Below are 25,141 nucleotides of genomic sequence, written 5' to 3'. Positions count from 1 at the left end.
CACAGGTCCTCCTCCGCGTTCGCCGTGAACGAAGGGCGGAACCTGCGCGCCGAGAGGCGGTCGCGAGGACGGTCCGACCACCGGCGGCGCGAGTGCGCTCGATCCCGCGCCGCGGGAGCGACGTCGGGCGATGACGCGTGACGTCGTCGCCCGGGCACGAGAGCATCGCCGGTAGCGGATCGGCGCGATCGTGCGCCTCCGGACGAGTGGAGCGGGGTCGATCGGTGACGACGAGGGAAGATCGGTTCTCGGCGATCGGCGTGCTGGTCGACCTGGACGGCGAATCCTGGCTCGTTCCGCGGACGTCGCATCTCGAGGGATCGGCGTCTGCGCACCGGAGCCCCTCGACGATCCGTCAGCACGGGGTGCGACTCGTCGGTCGGCCCCTCGAAGCCGGAGCCGGGCTGATCGCGATCCTCGGCTCGCTCTCGGGCTCCGATCTCCGGGTCGCGGCCCTGCGGCGCCGTCGCGTGGAGGACGTCTTCGACCGATCGCCGTCCGTCCGCTCGTCGGAGAGGTCCTCCGAGGAGCGCCCGGACCCCGACGCTCTTTCCGTTCAGCAGGAGGCCGAGATGCTCGCGAGCGGCGAGATCGACAGCCGCAGGTACCTCCGAGCGGAGGACGGGCGGTGGCGGGTGATCGTCTCGGCCGCCGATCCCGAGTCGGTCCGAGTGCGACTGGAGCGCGTGCACGGCTCCGCGCTGACGCTCGTCGCCTCGCCGTGGAGCCGCGCCGACCTCGATCGAGCGTGAGCGGACCTGATCAGGAGGAGAGCGGAGTGGCAGGTCGCCGCCCTCCTGGACGGCACGGACGAGGACGGCCTGCCCGTGATCCGAGCCGCGGTGCGCGCGGTCACTCCGGAGATCTCGGCGTGGCTGCGCGGGTTCCCCCGCGGCGCGATCGAGCTGCACCCGTTCCTCCACCCGGCCGCGGACGCCGAGGCGTTCGCGGACGAGAGCGTCCGCTACCGCCACCGCTTCCCGGGCTGAAGGTCCGGCGCCTCAGCGCCCGGCGACGCGCAGCGCGATGTCGCGGCGGTACTGCCCGCCGTCGAGCGTGATGAGGTCGAGGGCGCGGTAGGCGCGCTCGCGGGCTTCGGCGAAGTCGGCGCCGCGGGCGACGACGTTCAGCACGCGGCCGCCGGTCGCGACGAAGCGGCCGTCGACCAGCTGGGTCGCGGCGTGCGCGATCGTGACGCCGGGGACCTCGGCCGCCGCTTCCAGGCCGCCGAGCACGCGCCCGGTGGCCGCGTTCTCCGGGTAGCCCTCGCTCGCGAGCACGACGGTGACGGCGACCTCCTCGGAGAAGGCCGGCCACGGCACGGAGGCGAGCGCACCGGTCGCCGCCGCGAGCAGCAGCGCCGAGAGCGGCGAGACCAGGCGCGGCAGCACGACCTGCGTCTCGGGGTCGCCGAAGCGGGCGTTGAACTCGATCACGCGGATTCCGGCCTCGGTGACGATGAGACCGCAGTAGAGGAGCCCGACGAACGGGGTGCGCTCGCGCTCGAGCTGGCGGATGGTCGGGATGGCGACGGTGTCGATGACCTCGTCGACGAAGGCGCGCTCGCTCTCCCAGCGGTCCGCGAGCCAGGGGAGGGGGGAGTAGGCGCCCATGCCGCCGGTGTTCGGGCCCTCGTCGCCGTCGGCCAGGCGCTTGAAGTCCTGGGCGGGGGAGAGGGGGACGACGTCGTGGCCGTCGGAGAGGAGGAAGAGCGAGACCTCCTGGCCGGCCAGGAACTCCTCGATCAGCACGTCGCCGGACTGCAGCCAGAACTCCGCGTGCGCGATCGCGGCGGTGCGCGACTCCGTCACGAGGACACCCTTGCCGGCCGCGAGGCCGTCGGCCTTGACGACGTAGGGGGCGCCGAACTCGTCGATGACGCGCGTCGCGTCGACGAGGGTCGAGACGCGGGTCGCCCGGCCGGTGGGGACGCGGGCCATGTCCATCACGCGCTTCGCGAAGGTCTTCGAGCCCTCGAGGGCGGCGGCGGCCCGGTCGGGGCCGAAGGTGGGGATGCGGCGGCGGCGCAGGGCGTCGGCCACGCCCGCGACGAGCGGGGCCTCCGGGCCGATGACGACGAGCTCGATGCCCTGCTCGACGGCGAAGTCGCTGACCAGCCGCGGGCTGTTGGTGTCGAAGTGGATGACCTCGACGTCGCGCGCGATCCCCGCGTTGCCGGGGGCGGCGATGATCTCGTGCGCCTCCTCCTCCGCGAGCAGAGCGGTGATGATGGCGTGCTCACGGGCACCCGAGCCGAGGACGAGGATCTTCACCCTGACAGGATAGGCCCGCCCCGCGCTGCCCCCTCCCGCGGCCCCTCCTCCCTCCGCGATGCGGCCCCTCCTCCCTCCGCGAGATGCCACTTGTGCACACTTTCTGCGGCGTGTCGCGCTCACAAGTGGCATCTCGCGGCGCCGCGGAGCGCGGGCGGGGACCGGGGGGCACGGCAGACTGGGCAGCATGGCCAAGGGGAAGATCGACGAGGCGACCGGGCAGGACGCGGTGCGGGCGGCGCTCGCCGGCGGAGCCGACCGGAACACGACCGCGACCGCCGTGCGGTTCCTGCTGCAGATCATCGAGACGCGGGTGCCGGGCCGGAGCGTCGAGGTCCGCGTGCCGCCGTTCGGAGCGGCGCAGTGCGTCGAGGGCCCGGGCCACACCCGCGGCACCCCGCCGAACGTGATCGAGATGGACGCCGCCACCTGGCTGCCGCTCGCGACCGGCACCCTCCCCTGGACGGACGGCCTCGCCAGCGGCCGGATCCACGCCTCGGGCGTCCGCGCCGACCTCTCCCCGTTCCTGCCGCTGCTCCGGCTGCGCTGACGCTCCGGCCGCAGAGAGGCCCGCCCGCGCTCCCGACCCGCGCATTAACATCTCGTAAACGCGCCCGCGCCGCCCCGATCGACGTTTGACGGGCAGGCCGCTGTCGGGTTGTCTGGGAAAGTTCCCCCACTGCGGCAGGAGTTCTCTCCGAATCGCCGCTCGATGCTTGGAGACCTCCCACAGATGCGAAGCGATACCCCGGGCCGTCGCGGCCTGAACCGAATCCTCTCCGTGACCGCCGTCAGCGCGGTCGCCGGAGCGGCCCTCCTCGGAGCGGCCCCCGCGAGCGCCGCCGAGGGCGACGTCGCGATCGACATCCTCTCGATCAACGACTTCCACGGCCGGATCGAGGCCGACGGCACCACCGCCGGCGCCGCGGTGCTCGCCGGAGCGGTCGACTCCTACCGCGCCGCCAACCCGAACACCCTGTTCGTCTCCGCGGGCGACAACATCGGCGCCTCCACCTTCACCTCCAAGGTGCAGGACGACCAGCCGACCCTCGACGTCCTCAACGAGATGGGCCTGGACGTCAGCACCCTCGGCAACCACGAGTTCGACAAGGGCCGCGCCGATGTCGACGGCCGCGTCAGCGACGAGTCCGACTTCCCGTACGTCAACGCGAACCTCTTCGACACGACGACCGGCGAGCGCGCCTACGACCCCTACGTCATCGCAGACCAGGGCGGCGTCTCGGTCGCCTTCATCGGCGCGATCACCGAGGACCTCGGCACGCTGGTCAGCCCCGGCGGCATCTCGACGCTCTCGATCGAGCCGATCGTGGAGAACGTGAACGAGGTCGCGACCGAGCTCCAGGACGGCGACGTCGCCAACGGCGAGGCGGACGTCGTCGTCCTCCTGCTGCACGAGGGCGCCGACGCCGACGCCGCCGAGGCCAACACCCCCGCCGCGGACCCCAAGTTCGGCGCGATCGTCAACGCGGTCGCCCCGAACGTCGACGCGATCGTCTCCGGCCACAGCCACCAGGAGTACGACGCGACGATCGACGCCGGCCGGGCCTTCCCGACCGTCGTCTCGCAGACCGGCAGCTACGCCGAGAACATCGGCCACATGGCCCTGACCGTCGACCCGGAGACCAAGCAGCTCACCTCGCTCACCAGCGAGGTCGTGCCGCTGACCGTCGTCGCCGACGACCCCGAGTCGGACGACCCGGCCGACACCATCGACGTGGGCGCCTTCCCGGCCGACCCCGAGGTCGCCGCGATCGTCGAGGCGGCCGCCGCGGTCGCCGTCGAGGAGGGCAGCGTCCAGGTCGGCACCATCACCGACGACATCTCCCGCGCCTACCGCGAGGACGGCATCACCACGAACCGCGGATCGGAGTCGACGCTGGGCAACCTCGTCGCCGACGCGCAGCTCTGGGCCACCCGCGAGCTCGGCACCCAGATCGCCTTCACCAACGCGGGCGGCCTTCGCGACGACCTCGACTTCGCGGCCAGTGCCGAGACCCCCGGCGACGCCGACGGCGTGGTCACCTACGCGGAGGCCTCCGACGCGCAGCCGTTCGCGAACACCCTCGTGACGCTCCAGCTCACCGGCGCCCAGATCAAGGACCTGCTCGAGGAGCAGTGGGTCGGCAGCTCGAGCCACCCGCAGCTCAAGCTCGCGACCTCGGCCGCGCTGACCTACGTCTTCGACCCGGCAGCGCCCACCGGCTCGCACATCTCGGAGGTCTTCTTCGAGAACGAGCCGATCGACCCGGCCGCGACCTTCACGATCGTGACGAACAACTTCCTCTCGACCGGTGGTGACGGCTTCAGCACCTTCACCGAGGGCGTCGGGACGGCCGACTCGGGCCGCATCGACCTCGACGCGTTCGTGTCCTACATCCAGGACCTCGGCACCGTCAGCCCCGACCCGGTCCAGCGCTCCATCGGCCTCACCGCCAACCTGCCCGAGTCGGGCGAGTACGCGGTCGGCGACACCATGACCGTCGACCTCTCGTCGCTGCTCTTCAGCACGGGAGCGCCCACCGACACGGTCGTGACCGTCTCGGTCGACGACGCGGTCGTCACCACCGCCGAGATCGACCCGATCCGGGCCGTGACCGACGACTCCACGGGTCGCGCCTCGGTGGCCGTGCCGATCGGCGAGAGCCTCGCCGGAGGCACGCACACCGCGAGCTTCGCCCTGGGCGACGCCACCGGCACGACGATCAGCCTCGACTTCGCCGTCGCGGCCGTCGCCGCCGAGCCCACTCCGGCCCCGACTCCGGAGCCCACCGAGACGGTCATCCCGACGACTCCCGCGACGACGGCTCCCGTCGTTCCGGGCGCCTCGGGCGGCTCGACCGGTCACCTCGCCGCCACCGGCGTCGACGCGACCCCGGCCTTCGCGGCCGGCATCGCGGCCCTGCTGCTCGGCCTCGGCATGACGGTCGCGCGCCTGCGCCGCCGGACCGCCGCGAAGTAGCACTCGCACAGGAGAGGCCCCGCGGTTCGCGCCGCGGGGCCTTCTCGCGTCTCCAGGGATGCGCGACCCCCGGGGGAACGCGAGAACGCCGCCTCCCCGAGGGGAGACGGCGTTCGGAACGCGATGAGGTGCTGTCGCGGAGCGCGGGGCTCAGTGGCGGACGGGGACCTGACGGTATCCGTCGCGGCTGGCGACGAGCACCGTCGACACCGTGCCCCATGCGGCGACGGCACCGAGGACGACGAGGAGTGCGATGCTCATGAGTGTTCTGCCTTTCGTTGCTCCGACGTGTCTGCCAGGTTTGGCGATCCATCCGCCGGGATGCTCTGTACAACGTCCACTCTCGGGCCTTCTGTTCCTTAGGACAATCGAACTGTTCTTGGCCTGACGTGTAGCGTTGCTACATGGACTTGCGCCGGCTGGAACTGCTCAGGGAGCTCTCGATGCGGCGCTCGATCACCGCCGTGGCGGCGGCGACGCACCGCACTCCCTCCGCGGTGTCGCAGCAGCTGAAGGTCCTCGAGCGCGAGGCCGGAGTGCCGCTGATCGAGCGCTCGGGGCGCGGTGTCGTCCTCACTGCGGCGGGTCGCGAGCTGGCCCGCAGCGCCACCGAGATCGCGACCGCGCTCGAGCGCGCCGACGCGGTCTGGCAGACCTTCAAGAACAACCCGATCGGCGAGGTCACGATCGCCACCTTCCCGACGGCCGGGCAGATGCTCCTGCCCGAGGCGCTCGTCGCGCTGCGCAGTGTCGAGGGGCTCGTGGTGCACTGCGAGGACGCGGACCCCGGCACCGACGAGTTCCTCGACCTCACCGCCGACTTCGACATCGTCCTCGCGCACTCGCCCACGGGCCGCAGCGCCTGGGCGGGGCACGGGCTCGCGATGGCGGAGCTGATGGTCGAGCCGCTCGACATCGCTCTGCCGCTCGGGCACCGGCTGGCCGACCGCGCCACGGTGACGGCGGGCGACCTCGTCGGCGAGACCTGGATCGGCGTGCCCGACGGCTTCCCGTTCGAGCGGATCATGCAGGAGATCGAGACGACCTCGGGCGAGCCGGTGCGGGTCGAGCAGCGCTTCGCGTCGACACGCGTGACGGAGGCCTTCGTCGCGGCGGGCCTCGGCATCGCGGTGGTCCCGCGTTACACCGCCGGCACGACCGGCATCGTCGTGAAGCCCCTGCGCGGAGTCAGCTCGGTCCGCCACATCGTCGCGCTGATGCGCCCGGACCGCGCCGAGCGCCTCTCCGTCCGCACCGTCGTCCGCGAGCTGCGCGCCCAGGCCGGCCGCCTCCTGCACACCCTCTGACCGCGGATCTCGATACGCCGGCGGCGCCGGCTACTCGATCAGCATGGTGGTGCGCAGGTTCCCGCTCGGCCACAGGAAAGCGCCCCTCCCCATGCTGGTCGAGTAGCCGCGCAGCGGCGTATCGAGACCCCGGCAGCAGGAGGTCTCTGCGGTGGGCGGATCTCGATACGCCGGCGGCGCCGGCTACTCGATCAGCATGGGGCGGGCGCGCCTCCGGCTGAAGCAGCCGCGCAGCGGCCGGCCATGCCGATCGAGCAGCCGCGGAGCGGCGCCCCCATGCTGGTCGAGTAGCCGCGGAGCGGCGTATCGAGACCCCGGCAGCACGACGTCGCAGCGCCGCATCGACACCCCGCTACCCGATCTCCGCGCACTTCTCCACACGGCCCGCACCCGGGCGAGCACAGGGGAGAATGGAGGCATGACCGATCCGCTCGACTCCTCGCCGCGCCCCGACGACGTCGAGATCACCCGCGAGGAGGTCGACGTCCGCCGCTCGCCGCGGGTCTGGCGCATCCTCGCGCTCGGCGCAGGACTCGGCGCGATCGTCGCCTTCGTGCTCACCTTCGCGCTGCCCGAGACCGACGGCTTCAGCCAGGCGCAGGTCTTCGGCTTCAGCCTGCTGCTCTTCGTGACGATCTTCGGAGGTCTCGCCGCCCTCGTCGTCGTGGTCCTCGACCGCGTCGTCGGCCGTCGCGTCGTGCGCGCCACGGCCGAGCGCACCGTGGCCCGCGAGTCCACCGTGGGCGAGACTCCCGACGCCCCGAACGGCAGCGAGGCGCCCGGCGCGGAGCCGGACGCCTCGACGCGCTAGAGAGCGGGCGCTCAGCGGCGCTTGCGGCTGCGGCTCGTCGAGCGCGCGGCGTTCTGCGTGGCGCGCTTGGCCTTCTGCGACTTCCTCAGGCGACCCGCGACGAACGTCAGGATCAGGGGCAGCAGTCGATAGATCACAGGGACTCCTCGTCTCGGGCGCACGGATCGGCGCCCCATGATCATGACCGCTGCGCCGCTCCGCGTGCACCCCGTTGCGCGCACCCGGGGCCTGTGCCTGCCGGATGCGCGCCCTCCCAGCGTCAGCTCAGCTGGGTGCGCTCCACCCAGTCGAGGTACTCCGGGGTGACGGTGCCCGTGACGTACTCGCCGGTGAAGCAGCTCGTCTCGAGATCGGTGACGTCCGAGCCCTCGAGGATCGCCGCCTTCATGTCGGCGACCTCCTGGTAGATCAGGTAGTCGGCGCCGATCGCCTCCGAGATCTCGGGGATCCGGCGGTTGTGCGCGACGAGCTCCTGCCGTGACGGCATGTTGATGCCGTAGACGTGCGGGTAGCGCACCGGCGGGGCCGCGGAGGCGAAGGTGACGCTGTTCGCGCCGGCCGTGCGGGCCATGTCGACGATCTCCTTGGAGGTCGTGCCGCGGACGATCGAGTCGTCGACGATCAGCACGTTCTTGCCCTTGAACTCGCTCGACATCGCGTTCAGCTTCTGCCGCACCGACTTCTTGCGCACCGCCTGCCCGGGCATGATGAACGTCCGGCCGACGTAGCGGTTCTTGTAGAACCCCTCGCGGTACGGGATGCCGAGCTTCTGCGCGACCTGCATCGCCGCGGGGCGCGAGGAGTCCGGGATCGGCATGACCACGTCGATCGCGCCGCCCGGCGTGTACTGGGCGATGGTGTCGGCGAGGCGGTCGCCGAGGCGCAGCCGGGCCTCGTAGACCGAGATGCCCGAGAGGATCGAGTCCGGGCGGGCGAGGTAGACGTACTCGAACGAGCACGGGATGAGGCGCGGGTTCTTCGCGCACTGGCGGCTGGTCATCCGACCGTCGGGGGTGATGAAGATCGCCTCGCCGGGAGCGACGTCGCGCACGATCTCGAAGCCCTGGGCCTCGAGCACCAGGGACTCGGAGGCGACCACCCAGTCGTCCGGCCCGTTCACATTGAAGCGGCGGCCGACGATCAGCGGACGGATGCCGAACGGGTCGCGGAACGCGAGCAGGCCGTGCCCGGCGATCAGCGCGATCGTGGCGTACGAGCCCTCGACGCGCTCGTGCACGCGGGACACCGCGTCGAACACCTCGTCGGCGTCGAGGTCGCGGCCGGAGATCGAGGCCTGCAGCTCGTTCGCGAGCACGTTGACCAGCAGCTCCGTGTCGGAGGTGGTGTTGAGGTGGCGCCGATCGACGGTGAAGAGCTCCTCGGTGAGCTCGCGCGTGTTCGTCAGGTTGCCGTTGTGGATGAGGATGATGCCGTACGGCGCGTTCACGTAGAACGGCTGCGCCTCCTCCTCGCGCTCCGCGTTGCCCTTCGTCGCGTAGCGCACGTGCCCGAGGCCCATGGTGCCGAGCAGCGAGCGCATGTCGCGGGTACGGAACGCCTCGCGGACCTGCCCCGCCGCCTTCTTGATGTGCAGCGTGCTGCCGTCGGCGGTCGCGATGCCGGTCGAGTCCTGGCCGCGGTGCTGCAGGAGGGAGAGGCTGTCGTAGATGGACTGGTTGACCGGTCCGGAGGACACGATCCCAACGATTCCGCACATGCCGGAGGGGCTCCCAAGGGGATAGCAGGGGGGATTGACGGTCCATCCTGGCACGCGGAGGACGCATCCCCTAACGGTTCGCTCCCGGCGGATCCGCCGAGGCGGGGGCGCGCGGGCGCCGTGGCGCGGGCGGATCCGACGGCGTCAGCAGCCGGTCGAGGAGATGACGTACCCGCCGCCGACGTAGGACGGGCCGTGGAAGCCCCAGGCGTTGAGGTCGGTGGTGTCGGTGACGCCGGCGACGAGGACGGGCTGCGAGCGGCCGGCGTTGTCCAGGTTGCCGCCCCACGCGTACACGGTCGCGTTCGAGGCGAGCGCGAAGTAGGTGCCGTCGGTGCTGAACACCTTGGTCAGTGAGACGCCCGCGGCGAGCGTCTTCGCCTCCGTGCGGAAGACGATGCCGCCGGCCGGCTGCGCGGCCATGAACTGCACGGCCGCGCCCGCCGTGGTGACGTAGACGCCGCCGGTGTACCCCTCGAAGGACCAGGCGTTGCTGGTCGAGACGTCCGCCGCGCGCAGGGTCCAGGACGTTCCGCCGGCCGAGGGGGCGAAGGCGACGCCCTGCGTCCACAGCTCACCGGATCCGGTGAGGGCGTAGGTCGAGGCCTGGCCGGCCTGGAACTCGACGATGTCCGCGGGCGCGCCGACCGACGGGGCGAGGGCGTGGCTCCCACTCCAGAGGCTCACGCCGCCGTCGGCGAGCAGGACCCCGCCGCCGAAGACGAGCTCGCCGTTCGCGCGGCGGTGGCTCCAGGTGCTGATCGCCGTCGCTCCGGCCGTGCCCGCGATCAGCGTCGCGGTGACGCGGTCTCCCGAGGTCGCGTTCGCCCACCAGTGCAGTCCGCTGCTCGTGAGGACGTAGCTGTAGCCGTCGTTCGACTCGGCGGCGAGCACGGTGCCGCTGATCCCGGTCGCGGCGACCACGGTGAGCGGACCCGCGCCGGTGCCGGTGCGCGCCCACTGGTAGACGGCGTCCGGTCGGATCCCGGCGGCGATTCCACCGGTCGAGGTGTTGCCGGCCTGCGCGCAGGTCCAGGTGTCCACGAACACCATGCCCGTCACCGGGGTTCCGCTGAACAGCAGCGTCCCGGGAGCGGTGACCGGGGCGCCGACGTTCGCGCCCCAGTAGTGCACCTGTCCGCCCGCCGTGATCACGGCCGCGTTCCGACCGGCGCTGCCGGCGAGCTCGTCGCCGGAGATCGCGCCGTGGACGCCGTCGACGAGGCCGGGCACGGCGGCGGCCGAGAACCGCGGCGCCTGGTTGCCGTCGCCGGGGGAGCGGGTGAGCTCCACCACCTGTCCCGGCTTCGCCGTCACCGTCCCCTGCGCGACGGCGGTCGCCGTCCCGTACGCGGCCGTGATCGTGTAGGAGCCGGCGGAGCCCGACGCCGTGAACGCCGGCACCGAGACGACGCCCTCCTCGCCGACGACGACCACGGCGGAGGTCCCGCCGGCGGAGAAGCTCAGACCGGGAGGGAGCGTGACCGCCACCGCGCCGCCCTTCGCCGCGGGGGACGTCCCGTCGAGGGCCCGGAACACGACCGTGCCGGCCGGGACGACGTCGCAGCGGACGCTCTCGAAGCCGGTCACGTCGATCAGGTCGGGCGGACCGACGGGCTCGGGCGGCGTCGAGGCGGCGGCCGACGGTGCCGACACGACGACGGCGACCGTGGGGACCGACCAGGCGGCGGCCGTCACGATCGAGCGGCGGCGGAGCGGGTTCGCGGGCGGGACGGGAGCGGCGGAGTCGGGCATCGCGGGTTCCTCGGGGGGCTGCGGCGGGCGGGCGTCGGTCGCGAAGCCCGTCCACTGACGGAAGGGGACTGCGCCGATCATGACAACGCAACCATCCATCCGTCTCGCCGGGATGTCAGATCAGCCCCTGACGGGGGTGCGGATGATCCTCGGCCTGCCGGGGGATCGCCGAGCGCCCCGCATCGCAGCGTCTGCGCGGCGCGGCCCTTCGGTAGGGTCGTCGCGTGAGCAACGAGACGAGCAGCTACGCCCGCGCGGGAGTCGACACGGCGGCCGGCGACCTCGCCGTCGAGCTGATGAAGGCGGCGGTGTCCGCCACCCACGACCGCAACGTGCTCGGGGGAGTCGGCGGGTTCGCCGGTCTCTACGACGTCTCGTTCCTCAAGGACTTCCGGGCGCCGCTGCTCGCGACCTCGACCGACGGCGTCGGCACGAAGGTCGCGATCGCGCAGGCGATCGACAAGCACGACACGATCGGCCAGGACCTCGTCGGCATGGTCGTCGACGACATCGTCGTGGTCGGCGCCCGCCCGCTCTTCATGACCGACTACATCGCGTGCGGGAAGGTCGTCCCCACCCGCATCGCCGACATCGTGGCGGGGATCGCCCGGGCCTGCTCGGCGACGGGCACCGCCCTGGTCGGCGGCGAGACCGCCGAGCACCCCGGACTGCTCGGACCGGACGACTACGACGTGGCCGGCGCCGCCGTCGGCGCGGTCGAGGCGGACGCGGTGCGCGGCGCCGACCGCGTGCGCGACGGCGATCTGGTGATCGCGATGGCCTCCTCCGGGCTGCACTCCAACGGGTACTCCCTCGTCCGGCACATCCTCGCCGAGAAGGGGATCCGCTTCACCGACACCTCCGCCGAGCTCGGGGGAGTGGTGGGCGAGGTGCTGCTCGAGCCGACCCGCCTCTACACGTCGCCGCTGCTCCGAGTGCTCGAGGACGACGCTCTCGGCGCCGGCGTGCACTCGATCAGCCACGTGACCGGCGGCGGGATCGCGGCGAACCTCGCGCGCGTGCTGCCCCGCGGGTCCTGGGTCGAGGTCGAGCGCTCGAGCTGGAGCCCGTCCGACGTGTTCCGCGCGCTCGCCGCGATGTCCGGGGCGTCGCTCGAGAGCACCGAGGGTACGTGGAACCTCGGAATCGGGATGTTCGCCGTCGTCGACGCCGACTCGGCGCCCGCGGTGATCGCGGCGCTGGAGTCGTCGGGCGTGCCGTCGTGGGTCGCGGGGCGCGTGTCGATGAGCGAGCGCTCGTTCGACGGCTTCGAGCAGGGCGCCAAGGGCGTCGACGGCGGCGCGGTGCGCCTGGTCGGGTCGTACGCGGGCTGACCCGCCGCGCGCGCATCGTCCTGCGCCGCTGCCGGCCGACCTCCGGCTCGCGATTCCCGCCCCGGCTCGCGGAATCCGGCTGTTCCGTCGTGCCGGAGGTTCTTTCGCGTGCCGAAGGTGGGCCGTCGGGAGGTTCGGCTCGTGAAGTCGGCTTCGGCTCGTGGAATCCGGCTGTTTCGACGTGCCGGAGCCGTTTTCGCGTGCCGAACGTGGGTCGTCCGGAGGTTCGGCTCGTGAAGTCTGCTTCGGCTCGTGAGCTCGGCCTCGGCTCGTGGAATCCGGCTGTTTCGGCGTGCCGGAGGTGCTTTTGCGTGCCGGAGGTGGGTCGTCGGGAGGTTCGGCTCGTGAAGTCGGCCTGGGCTCGTGGAATCCGGCTGTTTCGGCGTGCCGGAGGTGTTTTCGCGTGCCGGAGGTGAGGGCGGTGAGAGGTTCGGCTCGTGAAGTCGGCTTCGGCTCGTGGAATCAGGCTGTTTCGACGTGCCGAGGCCGGTTTCGCGTGCCGGAGCTGAGGCGTCGGCGCGATCGGCTCGTGGTTCCGTCCTCGGCTCGCGTGATTCAGCCGATTCCGCGAGCCGGGGGTGGTTTCACGTGCCCGAGGTGGGCGTCGGGATCTTCGGCTCGCGGATTCGGCTTCGGCTCGTGGAATCCGGCTGTTTTGGCGTGCCGGAGGTCTTTTCGCGTGCCGAAGGTGAGGGCGGTGAGAGGTTCGGCTCGTGAAGTCGGCCTCGGCTCGCGGGATCGGGTGGATTCAGCGTGCCGGCGGCGGATCCGCGTGCCGGAGGTGGGTGGGGACGGCGGTGGGGCGGCGGCGCTCCGAGGCGTGGGCGCGCTCCCAGGAGTGCTCGCGGCGGGTCAGCAGCCAGGAGCCCCAGGCGCAGAGGAGGAAGGCGGCGGCGGTGGCGAGGAGTGCGGTGATCCAGGTGGCGGCGTCGCGGCTGACCAGGAGGTTCGCGGCGAGGACCAGCACGCCGAACGCGGCGCCGATGCTCGTGCCGATGACGAAGGCGCCGTCGCGGCGGCTCACCGCGCGGACCGAGATCATGCCGGCGACCGCGCCGATCCCACCTACCGCGCCCAGGCCGGCACCGGAGGCGACCCCCATCAGCATCCCGAAGCCGACCAGCGCGGAGGCGTCGAGCTCGCCGGTCGCGAGGGCGCTCGGGAGGTAGAGGGCCACGGCGACGGCGGCCCCCACGGCGCCGCCGACCAGCACGGCGCCGATCAGCAGTGCGGCGGTCACGGACATGATCCGGGCGACCGGGCGCGCGGATCCTTCGGGTTCGAACATCGCGGCTCCATCGACGCGACCCGCGGGGCGTTCCGCGGGTGGTCCTCGGACACTACGCCTCGGAGCGCCCGCGCGGGGAATCGCCCTGGGCCCGCCGGCGTCGGGGCCCGGTGCCGCTCAGCGCCGCAGCGTCTCGCTCGGCAGCTCGCCGAAGCGGCGGGCGTAGTGCTGGGCGAAGCGGCCGCCGCTGACGAAGCCCCAGTGCGCGGCGACGTCGCCGACGACGAGGGTCTGCGACTCGCCGGCGAGCAGCTCGTCGTGGGCGCGGTCGAGGCGGACGCCGCGCAGGTACTGCCGCGGCGTCATCGCGTAGGCGCGCTGGAACGCGAGCTGCACGCCTCGCACGGTGAGCCCGGCCGCCTCGGCGATGTCGGCGACGCCGAGGGGGAGGTCGGGGTTCGCGTGCACGAACTCGACCGCGCGCCGCAGCCGCCGCGCGCTGACCGAGGGCGAGGACGCGGGGAGCGGCGCGATGCGGTGGGCGAAGGCCTGCAGCACCGCCGCGGCGGCGATCTGCGACGCGGTCTCCCGCTGGAGGGGCGAGGGCGCAGGCGAGCCGGCGAGGGTGTCGCGGAGGACGCGCACCGCCGCCCACCACGGGGCCGGCGCGTGGGCGAGGGGCGCGAAGCGGAGGGGGCCCGGCTCGGTGCCGTGCCGCTCGGCGGCGGCGCGCTCGAGGAAGCCGGCGTCGAAGTGGACGAGCGCGTCGCGGTACTCGCTCGTCTCGAAGCCGAACGGGCGGCCGGAGGGGAACATCGCCGGGTGGCCGACGGCGAGGCGGTTCTCGTCGCGACCGAGGTCGAGGCTCGCGCGGCCCGCGGTGAGCCAGATCACCACGTAGACGCCGGAGGGCTCGACGGTGCCGCGGACGGAGCCGAGGAACGAGGCCGAGCGCAGGCTCACGGGGCCGGGGCCGGTCGCCGCGTAGCGGTAGGCGAACGGGACGCGCGTGCGCTCGGCGCGGAAGCCCGAGCCGTTGTAGCCCGCCGAGTAGAAGGCGCGCGCCTCGTCGAGGTCGCCGCCGCGCGTCTCCGAGTGCCACACGGGCGACGGCGCGGGCGCGGACCTCATCTCGGCATTCTGCCAGTGACGACCGACATTGCGCGCGCCGCGGCGGCGGACGGGCTCACGCGCCGCCTTCGTGCTGCAGCCCGCGATCGCGCCCGCCGCCGAGCCCGCCGCCGCGCCCGCCGCCGAGCCCGCGGTCGAGCCAGAACAGCCCGAGCGCGGCCACGTCGGAGGTGCCGACGATCGCGCCGGAGCGGATCATCTCAGCGACCTCGGCGTCCGCGAACCACTGCTGGCGCATGTCCTGCTCGGTCTCCTCGCGCTCGGGCTCGCCGTGCTCGAGGTCCTCGGCGAGGAAGACGTCGAACGACTGCGCGACGAAGCCGTCCGCCTCGCTGAGCCGGCCGAGCGGGCGGAGCCGCCCGGCGCGCAGGCCGGTCTCCTCGCGCAGCTCGGCGCGGGCGAGCGCCTCGGCGTCGCCGCCGGGCGAGCCGTGCGGCCAGCCGCCGGACGGGAACTCCCAGGTGCGGCGGCCGATCGGGTAGCGGTACTGCTCGACCAGCCAGAACCCCTCGCGCTCCCGCGGGACGATCAGTGCGTAGTCGGCGCGCTCGACGACCGAGTACACGCCCTCGACACCGCCCGGCCAGCGGACCTCGTCCTCGCGGACGCGGATCCACGGGGTCTCGTAGGCGACGCGGGTCGACAGCTGCTCGACACGGCCGCCGCCCTCCGCGGGAGCGGTCGCCTCAGCAGGCACTGCTGCCTCCGCAGACACCGCCTCCCGAAAAGCAGAAACCGCGGGTCCGCTCGACTCGAGCGACCCCGCGGCGGAGGAGGCGTCAGGCACGCTTCTGGTGCTGCTCCTCGACGAGGTCGGTGTCGTCGCCCTCGTCCTCGTCGTCGATCCACTTCGAGTAGTCCGGCTCGTCCGGGTGGCTGAGCTCGCGCTCGAGCGCACTGTAATCGACCGTTGGGCTGAACGACTTCAGCTCCCGAGCGATCTTGGTGTTCTTTGCCTTCTGACGGCCGCGCCCCATGGGTGACCCCCTCACGATGACAGGCCAGACGGGCAAAGCCGGCTGGAGAAAAAGAAGCAGACAGGAAGTATGAAATCTAGCCGGTAGTTTAGCAGACGAGGCACCGGCCCCCCTGTGCGCGATCAGCGGAGCGGGCGGCGCCTCCCGACCGCGTGGGGAGCACCGTGGACAGTGCCCTCGATCCGCGTCCCGTCGTGGTGATCGGCGCAGGTCAGGCGGGGCTCTCGGTCGCCTTCTACCTCCGCCGCCTGGGCCTGCGTCCGGGGGTCGACTTCGCCGTGCTGGACCGCGGGCCGCGGGCCGGCGGCGCCTGGCAGTTCCGCTGGGAGGCGCTGCGGCTCGGCTCGGCGCACCGGGTGCACGACCTGCCGGGGATGGACCGGCTCGGCCTGTCGTTCGCGACGGCCGACCGCCGCAGGCCCGCGCGCGACGTCGTCACCGAGTACTACGAGGCCTACGAGAGCGCGTACGAGCTCGCCGTCCGGCGGCCCGAGGCGGTGCGGAGCGTCAGCAGTGCGACGACGGGCGACCGGAGCTCACCGCTCGTCGTCGAGACGGACCACGGCTCGGAGCAAGCGCGGATCCTGGTCAACGCGACCGGCACCTGGGGCTCGCCGTTCCTGCCGTACTACCCGGGGCGCGACCGCTTCGAGGGCGTCCAGATCGACACGACCGAGTACCTCCGCGCGTCCGACTTCGCCGGCCGGCAGGTGGTCGTGGTGGGCGGCGGCACCTCCGCGATCGGCTTCCTGCTCGAGCTGGAGCGGGTCGCCCGCTCGCTCACCTGGGCCACACGCCGACCGGTGGAGTACCGCGACGGCGAGCAGCTCGCGCTGGAGTCCGCGGTGGAGGCGGTGGCGGAGCAGGACCGCGCGGCGCGGGCCGGCCGCGCGCTGCCGAGCATCGTCGGCGGCACCGGGGTGCAGCGCACGCGGCGGATCGTGGCGGGGATCGAGCGCGGGGTGCTGACGGAGCGCGGCATGTTCTCGTCGATCGAGCCGCACGGGGTGCGCTGGCCGGACGGCTCCTACACGCGCGCCGACGCCATCATCTGGGCCACCGGGTTCCGGCCGGAGCTGCGCCACCTCGCGCCGCTCGGGCTGCGCGAGCGGGAGGGCGGCGTCGCGGTCGAGGACGGCGCCTCGCTCACGGACCCGCGGGTGTTCTTCGCGGGCTACGGACCGACGGCGTCGACGATCGGGGCGAACCGCTCGGGGCGCCGCATCGCGCGGGCGGTCGTCGCGCGGCTGTCCTGACGGCGAGTGGATCTCGATACGGCATGGGGCGTGCGCATGCTGGTCGAGCAGCCCCGCAGGGGCGTATCGAGACCCGGCGTGACAAGGAGGGTGGCCTGCAGGCCCCGCGTGCTGGCGACGGTGAATCTCGATACGCCCGCTGCGCGGGCTACTCGATCAGCATGAACTGGGGCTCACGCGCTCGTGCTGCATGAGGCGGGCCTCACGCGCTCGTGCTGCATGAGGCGGGGCTCACGCGCTCGTGCTGCATCGGCGGGCCCGCGTGAACATGCTGGTCGAGTAGCCCCGCAGGGGCGTATCGAGACCCGTGTGACCGGGAGGGTGGTCTGCAGGCCCCGCGTCTCGGCGACGGTGGATCTCGATACGCCCGCTGCGCGGGCTACTCGATCAGCATGAGGCGGGGGCGGATTCCTCGCCTCAGAGCGCGCCGTCCCAGTCGATGGGGACGACGGAGCCGCGGTAGCGGATCCCGTCGACGCGGATCCGGCCGGCGAGGGCCGGCGCGATCGGCGCGACGACGAGGGTCGAGCCGCCCGGTGCGAGGCCGAGCGCCGCCGTGAGCACCGCGACGGAGGCCGCCGCCGACCACGCCTGCGGGCGGCAGGCCGCGGGGTACGGCACGGGCGCCGCCACCTCGGCCGCGGCATCGCCGGAGTGCAGCTCCGGCATCCGGTAGCCGAACCCCTCGGCGGCGGCGAGCAGCCCGCGGGACAGCGCGGTCGCCTCCGCGCCGAAGCCCTCGCGGGCCAGCCCGGTCACGGCGATCGCGGTGTCGTGCGCCCACACGGAGCCCCCGTGGTACGAGAGCGGCCAGTAGCCGCCGGACCCGGTGGCGAGCGTGCGCAGGCCGTAGCCGGAGTCGAGCTCGGTCGAGCCGAGCAGCTGCGCCACCCGGGCCGCGTGCTCGGGCCGCAGGATCCCGGTGCCGAGGAGGTGCCCGATGTTGCTGGTCACGGTGTCGACCGGGCGCTTCCGCGCGTCCAGGGCGATCGCGGGGTGCCCGCCGTCGGCGTCGTCGATCCAGAAGGCGGCGGCAAAGCGGTCCTTGAGCGCCGCCGCGTACGCGCGCCACTCCGCCGCGTCCCGGCCGAAGTGCTCGAGCAGCGCCGCCGCGCCGACCACCGCCTCGTGCGCGTAGGCCTGGACCTCGCAGAGCGCGATCGGCCCCTCGGCGAGGCTGCCGTCGGCCCACTGGATCGAGTCGCCCGAGTCCTTCCAGCCCTGGTTCGCGAGGCCGTGACCGGTGGTGTCGACGTACTCGAGGAACCCGTCGCCGTCGGAGTCGCCCTCGTCGCGGAGCCAGCGCAGCGCCGCCTCGAGCGCGGGCAGCAGGGCCTCGACCTCGGCGTCCGCGAGCCCCCAGCGCCAGGCGTCGTGCAGCAGGCAGATCCAGAGCGCCGTCGCGTCGACGGTGCCGTAGTAGAGCGGCGGCAGCGAGACGCCCTCGCCCGGGATGTCGAGGGTCGTCGAGCGCAGCTCGTGCATGATCTTGCCCGGCTGCTCGGCGGTCTCGGCGACGTGCTCGGTGCCCTGCAGCCCGGCCAGCACCCGCAGGGTCGAGCCGGCCAGCTCGGTGCCGAGCGGGAGCAGCATCCGCGCCGCCCAGATCGAGTCGCGCCCGAAGAGGGTGAAGAACCAGGGCGCGCCCGCCGCGAGGAACGGCTCGTCCGGCCGCTCGAGCGTCACCATCCGCAGCGCGTCGAGGTCGTCGAGAGCGGCGCGGCACCAGGCGGAGAGCCGCGAGTCACCGGCCTCGACCACGGCGCCCGCCCACTCCGCCGGGCCGGGGGCGGCGCCGACGACAGCTGCGGAGTCGCTCATCGCGATGCTCCACGAGACCTCGACCGAGCCGCGGGCCGGGACCACGACGTCCCACGAGAGCGTCGCGGGAGCGCCGGCGGCGACCGCGGCGCCGTCCGCGCGCACCTCGGCGCGGGCGCCCGCGTGCGTCCACACGAGTGAGGAGCCGTCGACCGACGTGCCGATCGCGGTCCCGTCGCGCAGCCCCGCCTTGACCACGTGCACGAGCGAGAAGTCGGGGTCGAGCGCGAGCTCGACGGTGGTCGCGACGGCGGCGGGCAGCGCCGACTCGAGGCGGATCCGCTCCTCCAGGCCGCCCGCGGTGACCGTGCGGAGGCGCACGACGCGCAGGCGCGGGTCGGCGGCGTCGTCGTCGAGGTGCCGGGCGAGGGCGGTGAAGCGGGCGGAGGAGGCGCCGTCGCGGCCGACCGCGATCGACTCCAGCGGCTCCCCGCCGACGAGCAGGCGCAGGCCCGCCAGCACGCGGACGTCGCCGTGGTAGAGCCCGTGGGCGGGAAGGGCGCCGAGCTCGCCGGCGTCGTCGCTCCAGAGCTGCGTCGGCGCCCGGAGCAGGACCACGGCGTCGTTCAGGAGGGGCTGTCGGGGCGGGCGGGGGCGGTCGTCGCGGTCGGTCGTCACGGTCGACTCCTCACTGGATCGTCGGGCACTGGAGCGGACGGCCGGTTGACAGCGCCGTCGCCGCAGGTAACATTACCCAAGAATTTGATCGATCAAATAGCGCAGTCCGCCCGTATTTGAACGATCAAGACGACCCCGCACCACCGCACACCCGTCGAGGAGGACGCATGGCACTGCCGACCGTCGAGGACGTCGCCCGCGCAGCCGGTGTCTCGCGCCAGACCGTCTCGAACGTGCTGAACAGCCCGCAGATCGTGCGCGAGAGCACGCGGGAGCGGGTCGAGAAGGCGATCGGCGACCTCAACTACCGGCCGCACGCCTCCGCCCGCCGCCTGCGCACCCGCAAGTCGGGGACGATCGGCGTGCGGATGGACCGCGTGCTCGACGGCGTCTCGGGCAGCCTGCTCGACCGCTTCCTGCACGCCGTCACCGAGCAGGCCGACGCCCGCGGCATGCGGATCCTGCTCTACACGGCCGCGAGCCCCGAGGAGGAGATCGACCGCATCGGCAAGCTCCGCGACGGAGCGGACGTCGACGCCTTCGTCCTCACCTCGACCTTCTACGGCGACCAGCGGACGGCCTGGCTGATCGAGCAGGGCGTGCCGTTCGTCACCTTCGGCCGCCCCTGGGGCCGCGACGACCAGGGCGACCCGCAGCACCTCTGGGTCGACGTCGACGGCGCCGCGGGCGTCGCGCAGGCCGCCGCCCACCTCGCCGACGAGGGCCGCTCGCGGATCGCCTTCTTCGGCTGGCCGACCGGCTCGGCGACCGGCGACGACCGCCGCAGCGGCTGGGAGCGGGTGATGGCGGAGCGCTTCGCCGGCGCGCCCCTCCTCGTCGCGGAGGCCGAGGACGACGTGCAGCGCGCGCGCGCCGCGGCGATCGCCTTCCTCCAGGCGCACCCCGAGGTGGACGGCCTCGTCTGCGTCTCCGACTCCCTCGCCCTCGGCGCCTCGATGGCCGCGGTCGCCGTCGGGCGGCCCGGCCTCGCCGTCGTCGGCTTCGACAACACCCCGGTCGCCGCCGCCGTCGGCCTCTCCAGCGTCGAGCAGGACCTCGGCGCGGTCGCGGCGGGTGCCCTCGAGCTCCTCCTCGGCGAGCAGGGCGACGACGTCGTCCACCGCCCCCTCGCACCCGGTGAGGCCCACCGCCTCATCACGCCGCACCTGGTCGTGCGCACCCCTCTCCATCACGCCGAGGGCTGACGCCCGCGGGCGTCCCCTCTCCTCCCGAACCCCCACGAAAGGTCAGACCATGACACACAGCACTGGAGCGGCACGCTGGGGTGCCGCGATCCTCGCCGGCGGCCTCGCCCTCTCCCTCGGCGCCTGCTCGAGCGGCGGCGGCGGGTCGGACGACTCCGCCGGCCTCACCGTGATGATCGGCTCGTCCGGCGACGCCGAGACCACCGCCGTCACCGACGCCGTGAGCGCCTGGGGCGAGGCGAACGACACCGCCGTCGACGTCGTCGCGGCCAGCGACCTCACGCAGCAGCTCGGCCAGGGCTTCTCCGGCGGCAACCCGCCCGACCTCTTCTACATGAGCTGGGACCAGTTCCAGACCTACGCCAGCAACCGCTACCTCGAGCCCTACGCGCAGGACGCCGGGAACGCGGACGCCTTCTACCCCGCTCTCCGCGACGCCTTCACCTACGACGATCAGTTCTACTGCGAGCCCAAGGACTTCTCGACGCTCGGCCTCGTCATCAACACCGACCTCTGGGCGGCCGCCGGCCTCACCGACGCCGACATCCCGACCGACTGGGCGTCGCTCCAGTCCGCCGCGCAGAAGCTGACCGCGAACGGCGTGACCGGGCTCTCCTTCGGCGCCGAGTACGCGCGCATCGGCACCTTCATGAACCAGGCCGGCGGCTCGCTGCTCTCCGAGGACGGCACCACCGTCACCGCGGACACCCCCGAGAACGTCGCGGGCCTCACCGAGGTGAAGACCCTGCTGAGCGACGGCGTGCTGAAGTTCCCCGCCGACCTCGACTCCGGCTGGGCCGGCGAGGCGTTCGGCAAGGGCGCGGCCGCGATGGTGATCGAGGGCCCGTGGATCAACGGCGCGCTCGAGGCCGACTACCCGGACGTGAAGTACACGGTCGCCGAGCTGCCCGCGGGCCCCGGCGGAAAGTCGACCTTCACCTTCAGCAACTGCTGGGGCATCCCGGCCGGCAGCACCACCGCCGACCAGGCGGAGTCGCTCGTCACGGCGCTCACGGCGGACGAGCAGCAGCTCGCCTTCTCGGACGCGTTCGGCGTGATCCCCTCGACCGAGTCGGGTGCGGCGGAGTACGCGAGCAAGTACCCCGAGAACGCCGCCTTCGTCACCGGCAACGACTACGCCGTCAGCCCCGTCGCCTTCGCGGGCGCCGCCACCGTGATCACCGACTTCAACTCGGCCCTCGAGGGCCTGGCGTCGGGCGACCCGGAGGCGATCCTCGCGGACCTGCAGACCAACCTGCAGGACGCGCTCGACACCGCGAACGCGAAGTAGCGAGCGCACGCCGATGAGCACCGTCGCCGCCGCCCGGAGCCGCCGCTCCGGCATCCGCGGGCACGAGGCCCGCTACGGCTGGCTCTTCACCCTCCCCGCGATCCTCGTCGTCGGCGTCTTCCTGGTCGTCCCGATCGTCCTCGCGCTCTGGGTCAGCGTCAGCAACTGGAACGGGCTCGGCTCGCCGCTGGGCCCGACCGCGCAGTTCGTCGGGGCGGACAACTACCGGGCGGTGCTCCTGGACTCCGGTCTGGCGCAGAAGGACTTCGGCACGGCGATCCGCAACAACGTCTACTACGTGCTGCTCGTCGTGCCGCTGCAGACCGCGCTCGCGCTGTTCCTGGCGGTGCAGGTCAACCGCCGGGTGCTGCGCGGGCGCGGCTTCTTCCGCACCGCGTTCTACTTCCCGTCGGTGACCTCGTCGATCGCGATCACCGTGATCTTCCTGTTCCTCTTCAGCGCCTCCGGCGTCGTCAACGCGGTGCTCGGCTGGTTCGGCGCCGACGGCCCGACCTGGATGGCGGATCCGACCGGCGTGCTGCACTCGCTGCTCGGGCTCGTCGGCGTGAACGGCGCGTGGTTCGCCGGCGACGGCCCGCTCGGGCTGACCTGGTGGGACTGGCTGTCGGGTCCGTCGGTCGCGATGTGCGTGCTGATCACCATGGCGATCTTCACCACCTCGGGCACCTTCATGCTGCTGTTCCTCGCGGCGCTGCAGAACATCGGCGCCGAGATCGACGAGGCGGCGCTGATGGACGGCGCGCGGCCGCTGCGGAAGTTCTTCTCGGTGACGCTGCCGATGCTGAAGCCCACGCTGTTCACGGTGCTCACCCTCGGCCTCATCGGCACCTGGCAGGTGTTCGACCAGATCTACCTGACCGGAGGCGGCGCTCCCGGCAAGACGCTGCTCACGCCGGCGTACCTCGCCTACGAGTCGTCGTTCACCGATCTGCGCTGGGGTCAGGGCGCGGCGATCGCCTTCATCCTGTTCTTCATCATCGTCGTCCTGACGCTGCTCCAGCGCGCGATCCTCCGGGAGAAGGGCGAGCCGAGCGCTCGCCGCACCCGCCGGGCCGCCCGCGCCGACGCCGCGACGACCCTCACCACGGGAGGCGTGCGATGAGCACCCTGGTCGACTCCGAGCCGCGCACCGAGGCCGAGCCGCCGCCGCCACCGCAGGCACCGCTGCCGCGTCGGCGCGTGCAGCTCGGGGCGCGGGGCCGGGCCTCGCTGATCGGCGGCTACCTGCTGCTGATCGGCCTCGCGCTGGTCTACATCTACCCGTTCCTCATCTCGGTCGCGTCGTCGTTCAAGACCGACGCCGATGCCACCTCGAACCCGCTGTCGCTGCTGCCCGCGACCTGGTCGTTCGCCTCCTACGAGCGGCTGTTCACCGATGTGCCGCTGCCGCTGTGGACGCTGAACTCGGTGATCGTCACGCTCTTCGTCGCGGTCGGGCGGGTGTTCTTCGACTCGCTCGCGGGCTACGCGCTCTCACGGCTGCGCTTCCGCGGCCGCGGGCTGCTCTTCGCGCTGTTCATCGGCGTGATGAGCGTGCCGGCCGTGGTGCTGCTGATCCCGCGGTTCCTCATCCTCAAGCAGCTCGGCCTCTACGACAGCTACGCGGGGATGATCGTGCCGCTGATCGTCGACGCGGCGGGCATCTTCATCATGAAGCAGTTCTTCGACTCGATCCCGGCGTCGATCGAGGAGGCCGCGCGGATCGACGGGGCCGGGGTGTTCCGGACGTTCCGCTCCGTCGTGGTGCCGATGGCGCGACCGGCGATCGTGACGCTGTTCATCCTGTCGTTCCAGGGCTCGTGGAACGAGTTCTCGCACTTCGTCGTCTCGCGGCAGTCGCCGGAGCTGAACACGCTGACCACGGGTGTCGCCTCGCTGGTCTCGGGGCAGCTGGGCACGGGCAACCAGTACCCGCTGCAGCTGGCGGCGGCGGTGCTGATGTCGATCCCGGTCGCGGTGCTGTTCTTCGTCTTCCAGCGCCGGATCATGAACACGACGGAGGGTGCGGAGAAGGGCTGAGGCGGCGGCGGGGCGCGGGGGCGGTGCGCTGGGCGCGCTGTGCTTCCGGGTCTCGATACGCCGCGTGCCGCGGCTACTCGACCAGCATGGGTTCGTGCCTGTCGCGTGGGGCGGTCGCGCTGCGCGGGCTGTGCTTCCGGGTCTCGATACGCCGCGTGCCGCGGCTACTCGACCAGCATGGATTCGTGGCTGTCGCGTGGAGCGGTCGCGCTGGGCGCGCTGTGCCGGTGGGTCTCGATACGCCGCGTGCCGCGGCTACTCGACCGGCATGCATCTCGCCACACGCGGTCGGTCTCGCTGTGCGGCGGCCCCTCCATGCTGATCGAGTAGCGCGCGCAGCGCGCGTATCGAGATCCGCCGTCGCCGGGAGTGCGAGCGGGGGTGGGTCTCGATACGCCGCGTGCCGCGGCTACTCGACCAGCATGAACGGGCCTCGGCCCTCGCTACTTCTGCAGGAAGTCGAGGACGACGCGGTTCCACTCGTCGGCGTGGCTGACGTTCACGCCGTGCGGGGCGCCCGCGACGATGTGGAGCTCGGAGCCGGGGATCGCGGCGTGCGTGCGCGCGCCGGAGCCCTCGAACGGCACGGTGCCGTCGCCGTCGCCGTGGATGACCAGCGTCGGCACGGAGACCTTCGGCAGGTCCTCGCGGAAGTCGGTGCCGGCGAAGGCGGCCATGCAGGCGAGCGCCGCGTGCTTGGACGACTGCTTCGCGAGGGCGAGCGCGTCCTGGCGCTGCGCCTCCGTCACCTTGAGCTCGCCGTTCACCGAGAAGAACTCGGTGGTGAACTGCTCGTAGAACGAGTCCTCGTCCTTGGTCAGGCCGGCGGTCATCTCGGCGGCGGCCGACTTCTCCAGCGGTCCGTCCGGGTTGTCGTCGGTCTTCATCAGGTACGGCGGCACCGCCGACGCGAAGACGACGCTGTGCAGGCGCTCGGCGCCGTACTTCGAGAAGTAGCGCGCGACCTCGCCGCCGCCCATCGAGAAGCCGACGAGCGTGACGTCCTGCAGGTCGAGCTCGGTGAGCAGCGTGTGCAGGTCCTCGGTGAGGGTGTCGTAGGTGTAGCCGGTGAGCGGCTTGTCGCTGCGGCCGAAGCCGCGGCGGTCGTAGGTGATGACGCGGAAGCCGGCCGCCGCGAACGCGGGGACCTGCTCGCTCCAGGACTCGCCCGAGAGGGGCCAGCCGTGGATCAGGACGACGGGGCGACCCGAGCCGCCGGTGTCGTCGACGTGGAGGTCGGTGTCCTTGAAGAGGCCGTGGTGGGCGGTGATCTCTGCCATGAGTCGTGCTCCTTCCGGCGCCGCGGATCGGCGTCATGGTGTGTTCGGAGGAGTCTCGCCACGCGGATGGAGAGGACGCCGTGAGGGGAGGGGCCCCTTGACAGCCCCTCCCATCGG

General features: G+C 72.7%; 22 protein-coding genes. 12 read left to right on the top strand and 10 right to left on the bottom strand.

Annotation, left to right across the window (positions count from 1 at the left end):
* Nucleotides 1-365: 365 nt before the first annotated feature.
* Together HQQ82_RS10180 and HQQ82_RS10175 are read left to right on the top strand one after the other, a co-directional pair.
* Nucleotides 366-752 carry a hypothetical protein gene (locus tag HQQ82_RS10180; protein WP_173232889.1) on the top strand — a complete coding sequence of 129 codons (387 nt, stop codon included), beginning with the start codon at nucleotides 366-368 and terminating at the stop codon, nucleotides 750-752.
* 75 nt (nucleotides 753-827) lie between these two features.
* Nucleotides 828-989: a hypothetical protein gene (locus HQQ82_RS10175; protein ID WP_173232888.1), complete on the top strand. Its 162-nt coding sequence runs from the start codon at nucleotides 828-830 to the stop codon at nucleotides 987-989.
* Nucleotides 990-1,001: 12 nt separating this feature from the next.
* Here the strand turns inward: HQQ82_RS10175 and purD are convergent, their stop codons facing one another.
* Nucleotides 1,002-2,273 (bottom strand): phosphoribosylamine--glycine ligase, encoded by a 1,272-nt coding sequence (gene purD / locus HQQ82_RS10170; protein WP_173232887.1) that lies wholly within the window; start codon nucleotides 2,271-2,273, stop codon nucleotides 1,002-1,004.
* 187 nt (nucleotides 2,274-2,460) lie between these two features.
* Between purD and HQQ82_RS10165 the strand changes: the two genes are divergently transcribed.
* The 4 genes from HQQ82_RS10165 (at nucleotide 2,461) to HQQ82_RS10150 (ending at nucleotide 7,371) form a co-directional block, all read left to right on the top strand.
* On the top strand, nucleotides 2,461-2,823 hold the full coding sequence (locus HQQ82_RS10165; protein WP_173232886.1) for a sterol carrier family protein: 363 nt from the start codon (nucleotides 2,461-2,463) through the stop codon (nucleotides 2,821-2,823).
* A gap of 231 nt (nucleotides 2,824-3,054) precedes the next feature.
* Nucleotides 3,055-5,253 (top strand): bifunctional UDP-sugar hydrolase/5'-nucleotidase, encoded by a 2,199-nt coding sequence (locus HQQ82_RS10160; RefSeq protein WP_367947903.1) that lies wholly within the window; start codon nucleotides 3,055-3,057, stop codon nucleotides 5,251-5,253.
* Nucleotides 5,254-5,657: 404 nt separating this feature from the next.
* Nucleotides 5,658-6,560 (top strand): LysR family transcriptional regulator, encoded by a 903-nt coding sequence (locus HQQ82_RS10155; RefSeq protein WP_173232884.1) that lies wholly within the window; start codon nucleotides 5,658-5,660, stop codon nucleotides 6,558-6,560.
* 418 nt (nucleotides 6,561-6,978) lie between these two features.
* The gene (locus tag HQQ82_RS10150; protein ID WP_173232883.1) at nucleotides 6,979-7,371 is read left to right on the top strand and encodes a hypothetical protein; all 393 of its coding nucleotides are present in this window, start codon (nucleotides 6,979-6,981) and stop codon (nucleotides 7,369-7,371) included.
* Between the two features lie 11 nt (nucleotides 7,372-7,382).
* Here HQQ82_RS10150 and HQQ82_RS20355 read toward each other — a convergent pair whose 3' ends face one another.
* From HQQ82_RS20355 to HQQ82_RS10140, 3 genes are all read right to left on the bottom strand, one after another.
* Entirely contained in the window at nucleotides 7,383-7,508 is a 126-nt protein-coding gene (locus HQQ82_RS20355) for a hypothetical protein (RefSeq protein WP_301952437.1), read from the bottom strand.
* 122 nt (nucleotides 7,509-7,630) lie between these two features.
* Nucleotides 7,631-9,088, bottom strand: a complete 1,458-nt coding sequence (purF, locus tag HQQ82_RS10145; protein WP_173232882.1) for an amidophosphoribosyltransferase — start codon at nucleotides 9,086-9,088, stop codon at nucleotides 7,631-7,633.
* Between the two features lie 144 nt (nucleotides 9,089-9,232).
* Nucleotides 9,233-10,843 carry a hypothetical protein gene (locus HQQ82_RS10140; RefSeq protein WP_173232881.1) on the bottom strand — a complete coding sequence of 537 codons (1,611 nt, stop codon included), beginning with the start codon at nucleotides 10,841-10,843 and terminating at the stop codon, nucleotides 9,233-9,235.
* Nucleotides 10,844-11,067: 224 nt separating this feature from the next.
* On the opposite strand from HQQ82_RS10140, the gene purM reads away from it, so the two are divergent.
* A complete protein-coding gene (purM, locus tag HQQ82_RS10135) occupies nucleotides 11,068-12,177 on the top strand; it encodes a phosphoribosylformylglycinamidine cyclo-ligase (protein ID WP_173232880.1) in 1,110 nt (369 codons plus the stop codon).
* A gap of 748 nt (nucleotides 12,178-12,925) precedes the next feature.
* Here purM and HQQ82_RS10130 read toward each other — a convergent pair.
* The 4 genes from HQQ82_RS10130 to HQQ82_RS10115 form a co-directional block, all read right to left on the bottom strand.
* Complete coding sequence (locus HQQ82_RS10130; RefSeq protein WP_173232879.1) at nucleotides 12,926-13,465, bottom strand: hypothetical protein; 540 nt, start codon at nucleotides 13,463-13,465, stop codon at nucleotides 12,926-12,928.
* Nucleotides 13,466-13,582: 117 nt separating this feature from the next.
* Entirely contained in the window at nucleotides 13,583-14,536 is a 954-nt protein-coding gene (locus tag HQQ82_RS10125) for a helix-turn-helix transcriptional regulator (protein WP_173232878.1), read from the bottom strand.
* A 55-nt stretch (nucleotides 14,537-14,591) separates the two neighbouring features.
* Nucleotides 14,592-15,233 (bottom strand): NUDIX hydrolase, encoded by a 642-nt coding sequence (locus tag HQQ82_RS10120; protein ID WP_173232877.1) that lies wholly within the window; start codon nucleotides 15,231-15,233, stop codon nucleotides 14,592-14,594.
* Between the two features lie 82 nt (nucleotides 15,234-15,315).
* Nucleotides 15,316-15,513, bottom strand: a complete 198-nt coding sequence (locus HQQ82_RS10115; protein WP_123448069.1) for a DUF3073 domain-containing protein — start codon at nucleotides 15,511-15,513, stop codon at nucleotides 15,316-15,318.
* A 164-nt stretch (nucleotides 15,514-15,677) separates the two neighbouring features.
* On the opposite strand from HQQ82_RS10115, the gene HQQ82_RS10110 reads away from it, so the two are divergent.
* Nucleotides 15,678-16,769 (top strand): NAD(P)-binding domain-containing protein, encoded by a 1,092-nt coding sequence (locus tag HQQ82_RS10110; RefSeq protein ID WP_367947902.1) that lies wholly within the window; start codon nucleotides 15,678-15,680, stop codon nucleotides 16,767-16,769.
* Between the two features lie 417 nt (nucleotides 16,770-17,186).
* Here the strand turns inward: HQQ82_RS10110 and HQQ82_RS10105 are convergent, their stop codons facing one another.
* Nucleotides 17,187-19,208 carry a glycogen debranching N-terminal domain-containing protein gene (locus HQQ82_RS10105; protein WP_173232875.1) on the bottom strand — a complete coding sequence of 674 codons (2,022 nt, stop codon included), beginning with the start codon at nucleotides 19,206-19,208 and terminating at the stop codon, nucleotides 17,187-17,189.
* A gap of 167 nt (nucleotides 19,209-19,375) precedes the next feature.
* Between HQQ82_RS10105 and HQQ82_RS10100 the strand changes: the two genes are divergently transcribed.
* From HQQ82_RS10100 to HQQ82_RS10085, 4 genes are read left to right on the top strand one after another with little or no spacing between them, the layout of a single operon-like run.
* The gene (locus HQQ82_RS10100) at nucleotides 19,376-20,413 is read left to right on the top strand and encodes a LacI family DNA-binding transcriptional regulator (RefSeq protein WP_173232874.1); all 1,038 of its coding nucleotides are present in this window, start codon (nucleotides 19,376-19,378) and stop codon (nucleotides 20,411-20,413) included.
* A 49-nt stretch (nucleotides 20,414-20,462) separates the two neighbouring features.
* On the top strand, nucleotides 20,463-21,704 hold the full coding sequence (locus HQQ82_RS10095; protein WP_173232873.1) for an extracellular solute-binding protein: 1,242 nt from the start codon (nucleotides 20,463-20,465) through the stop codon (nucleotides 21,702-21,704).
* A 13-nt stretch (nucleotides 21,705-21,717) separates the two neighbouring features.
* Entirely contained in the window at nucleotides 21,718-22,827 is a 1,110-nt protein-coding gene (locus HQQ82_RS10090; protein ID WP_173232872.1) for a carbohydrate ABC transporter permease, read from the top strand.
* Nucleotides 22,824-23,744 carry a carbohydrate ABC transporter permease gene (locus HQQ82_RS10085; protein WP_173232871.1) on the top strand — a complete coding sequence of 307 codons (921 nt, stop codon included), beginning with the start codon at nucleotides 22,824-22,826 and terminating at the stop codon, nucleotides 23,742-23,744. Before HQQ82_RS10090 ends, HQQ82_RS10085 begins: the two co-directional genes overlap by 4 nt.
* A 443-nt stretch (nucleotides 23,745-24,187) precedes the next feature.
* Here the strand turns inward: HQQ82_RS10085 and HQQ82_RS10080 are convergent, their stop codons facing one another.
* On the bottom strand, nucleotides 24,188-25,024 hold the full coding sequence (locus HQQ82_RS10080) for an alpha/beta fold hydrolase (RefSeq protein ID WP_173232870.1): 837 nt from the start codon (nucleotides 25,022-25,024) through the stop codon (nucleotides 24,188-24,190).
* Nucleotides 25,025-25,141 lie beyond the last annotated feature (117 nt).

It is taken from the genome of Rathayibacter sp. VKM Ac-2856 (assembly GCF_013205055.1).
In the GTDB taxonomy this organism is placed as follows: domain Bacteria; phylum Actinomycetota; class Actinomycetes; order Actinomycetales; family Microbacteriaceae; genus Rathayibacter.
Note: the sequence above shows the minus strand (reverse complement) of the source record. Positions and strands in the feature narration are given on the sequence as shown.

What these genes read in the sequence shown, in the direction of transcription:
- HQQ82_RS10165 (WP_173232886.1), top strand. Translation starts at nt 2,461, where the DNA reads ATGGCCAAGGGGAAGATCGACGAGGCGACCGGGCAGGACGCGGTGCGG.
- HQQ82_RS10155 (WP_173232884.1), top strand. Translation starts at nt 5,658, where the DNA reads ATGGACTTGCGCCGGCTGGAACTGCTCAGGGAGCTCTCGATGCGGCGC.
- HQQ82_RS10150 (WP_173232883.1), top strand. Translation starts at nt 6,979, where the DNA reads ATGACCGATCCGCTCGACTCCTCGCCGCGCCCCGACGACGTCGAGATC.
- purF (WP_173232882.1), bottom strand. Translation starts at nt 9,088, where the DNA reads ATGTGCGGAATCGTTGGGATCGTGTCCTCCGGACCGGTCAACCAGTCC.
- HQQ82_RS10140 (WP_173232881.1), bottom strand. Translation starts at nt 10,843, where the DNA reads ATGCCCGACTCCGCCGCTCCCGTCCCGCCCGCGAACCCGCTCCGCCGC.
- HQQ82_RS10130 (WP_173232879.1), bottom strand. Translation starts at nt 13,465, where the DNA reads ATGTTCGAACCCGAAGGATCCGCGCGCCCGGTCGCCCGGATCATGTCC.
- HQQ82_RS10125 (WP_173232878.1), bottom strand. Translation starts at nt 14,536, where the DNA reads ATGAGGTCCGCGCCCGCGCCGTCGCCCGTGTGGCACTCGGAGACGCGC.
- HQQ82_RS10115 (WP_123448069.1), bottom strand. Translation starts at nt 15,513, where the DNA reads ATGGGGCGCGGCCGTCAGAAGGCAAAGAACACCAAGATCGCTCGGGAG.
- HQQ82_RS10100 (WP_173232874.1), top strand. Translation starts at nt 19,376, where the DNA reads ATGGCACTGCCGACCGTCGAGGACGTCGCCCGCGCAGCCGGTGTCTCG.
- HQQ82_RS10095 (WP_173232873.1), top strand. Translation starts at nt 20,463, where the DNA reads ATGACACACAGCACTGGAGCGGCACGCTGGGGTGCCGCGATCCTCGCC.
- HQQ82_RS10090 (WP_173232872.1), top strand. Translation starts at nt 21,718, where the DNA reads ATGAGCACCGTCGCCGCCGCCCGGAGCCGCCGCTCCGGCATCCGCGGG.
- HQQ82_RS10085 (WP_173232871.1), top strand. Translation starts at nt 22,824, where the DNA reads ATGAGCACCCTGGTCGACTCCGAGCCGCGCACCGAGGCCGAGCCGCCG.
- HQQ82_RS10080 (WP_173232870.1), bottom strand. Translation starts at nt 25,024, where the DNA reads ATGGCAGAGATCACCGCCCACCACGGCCTCTTCAAGGACACCGACCTC.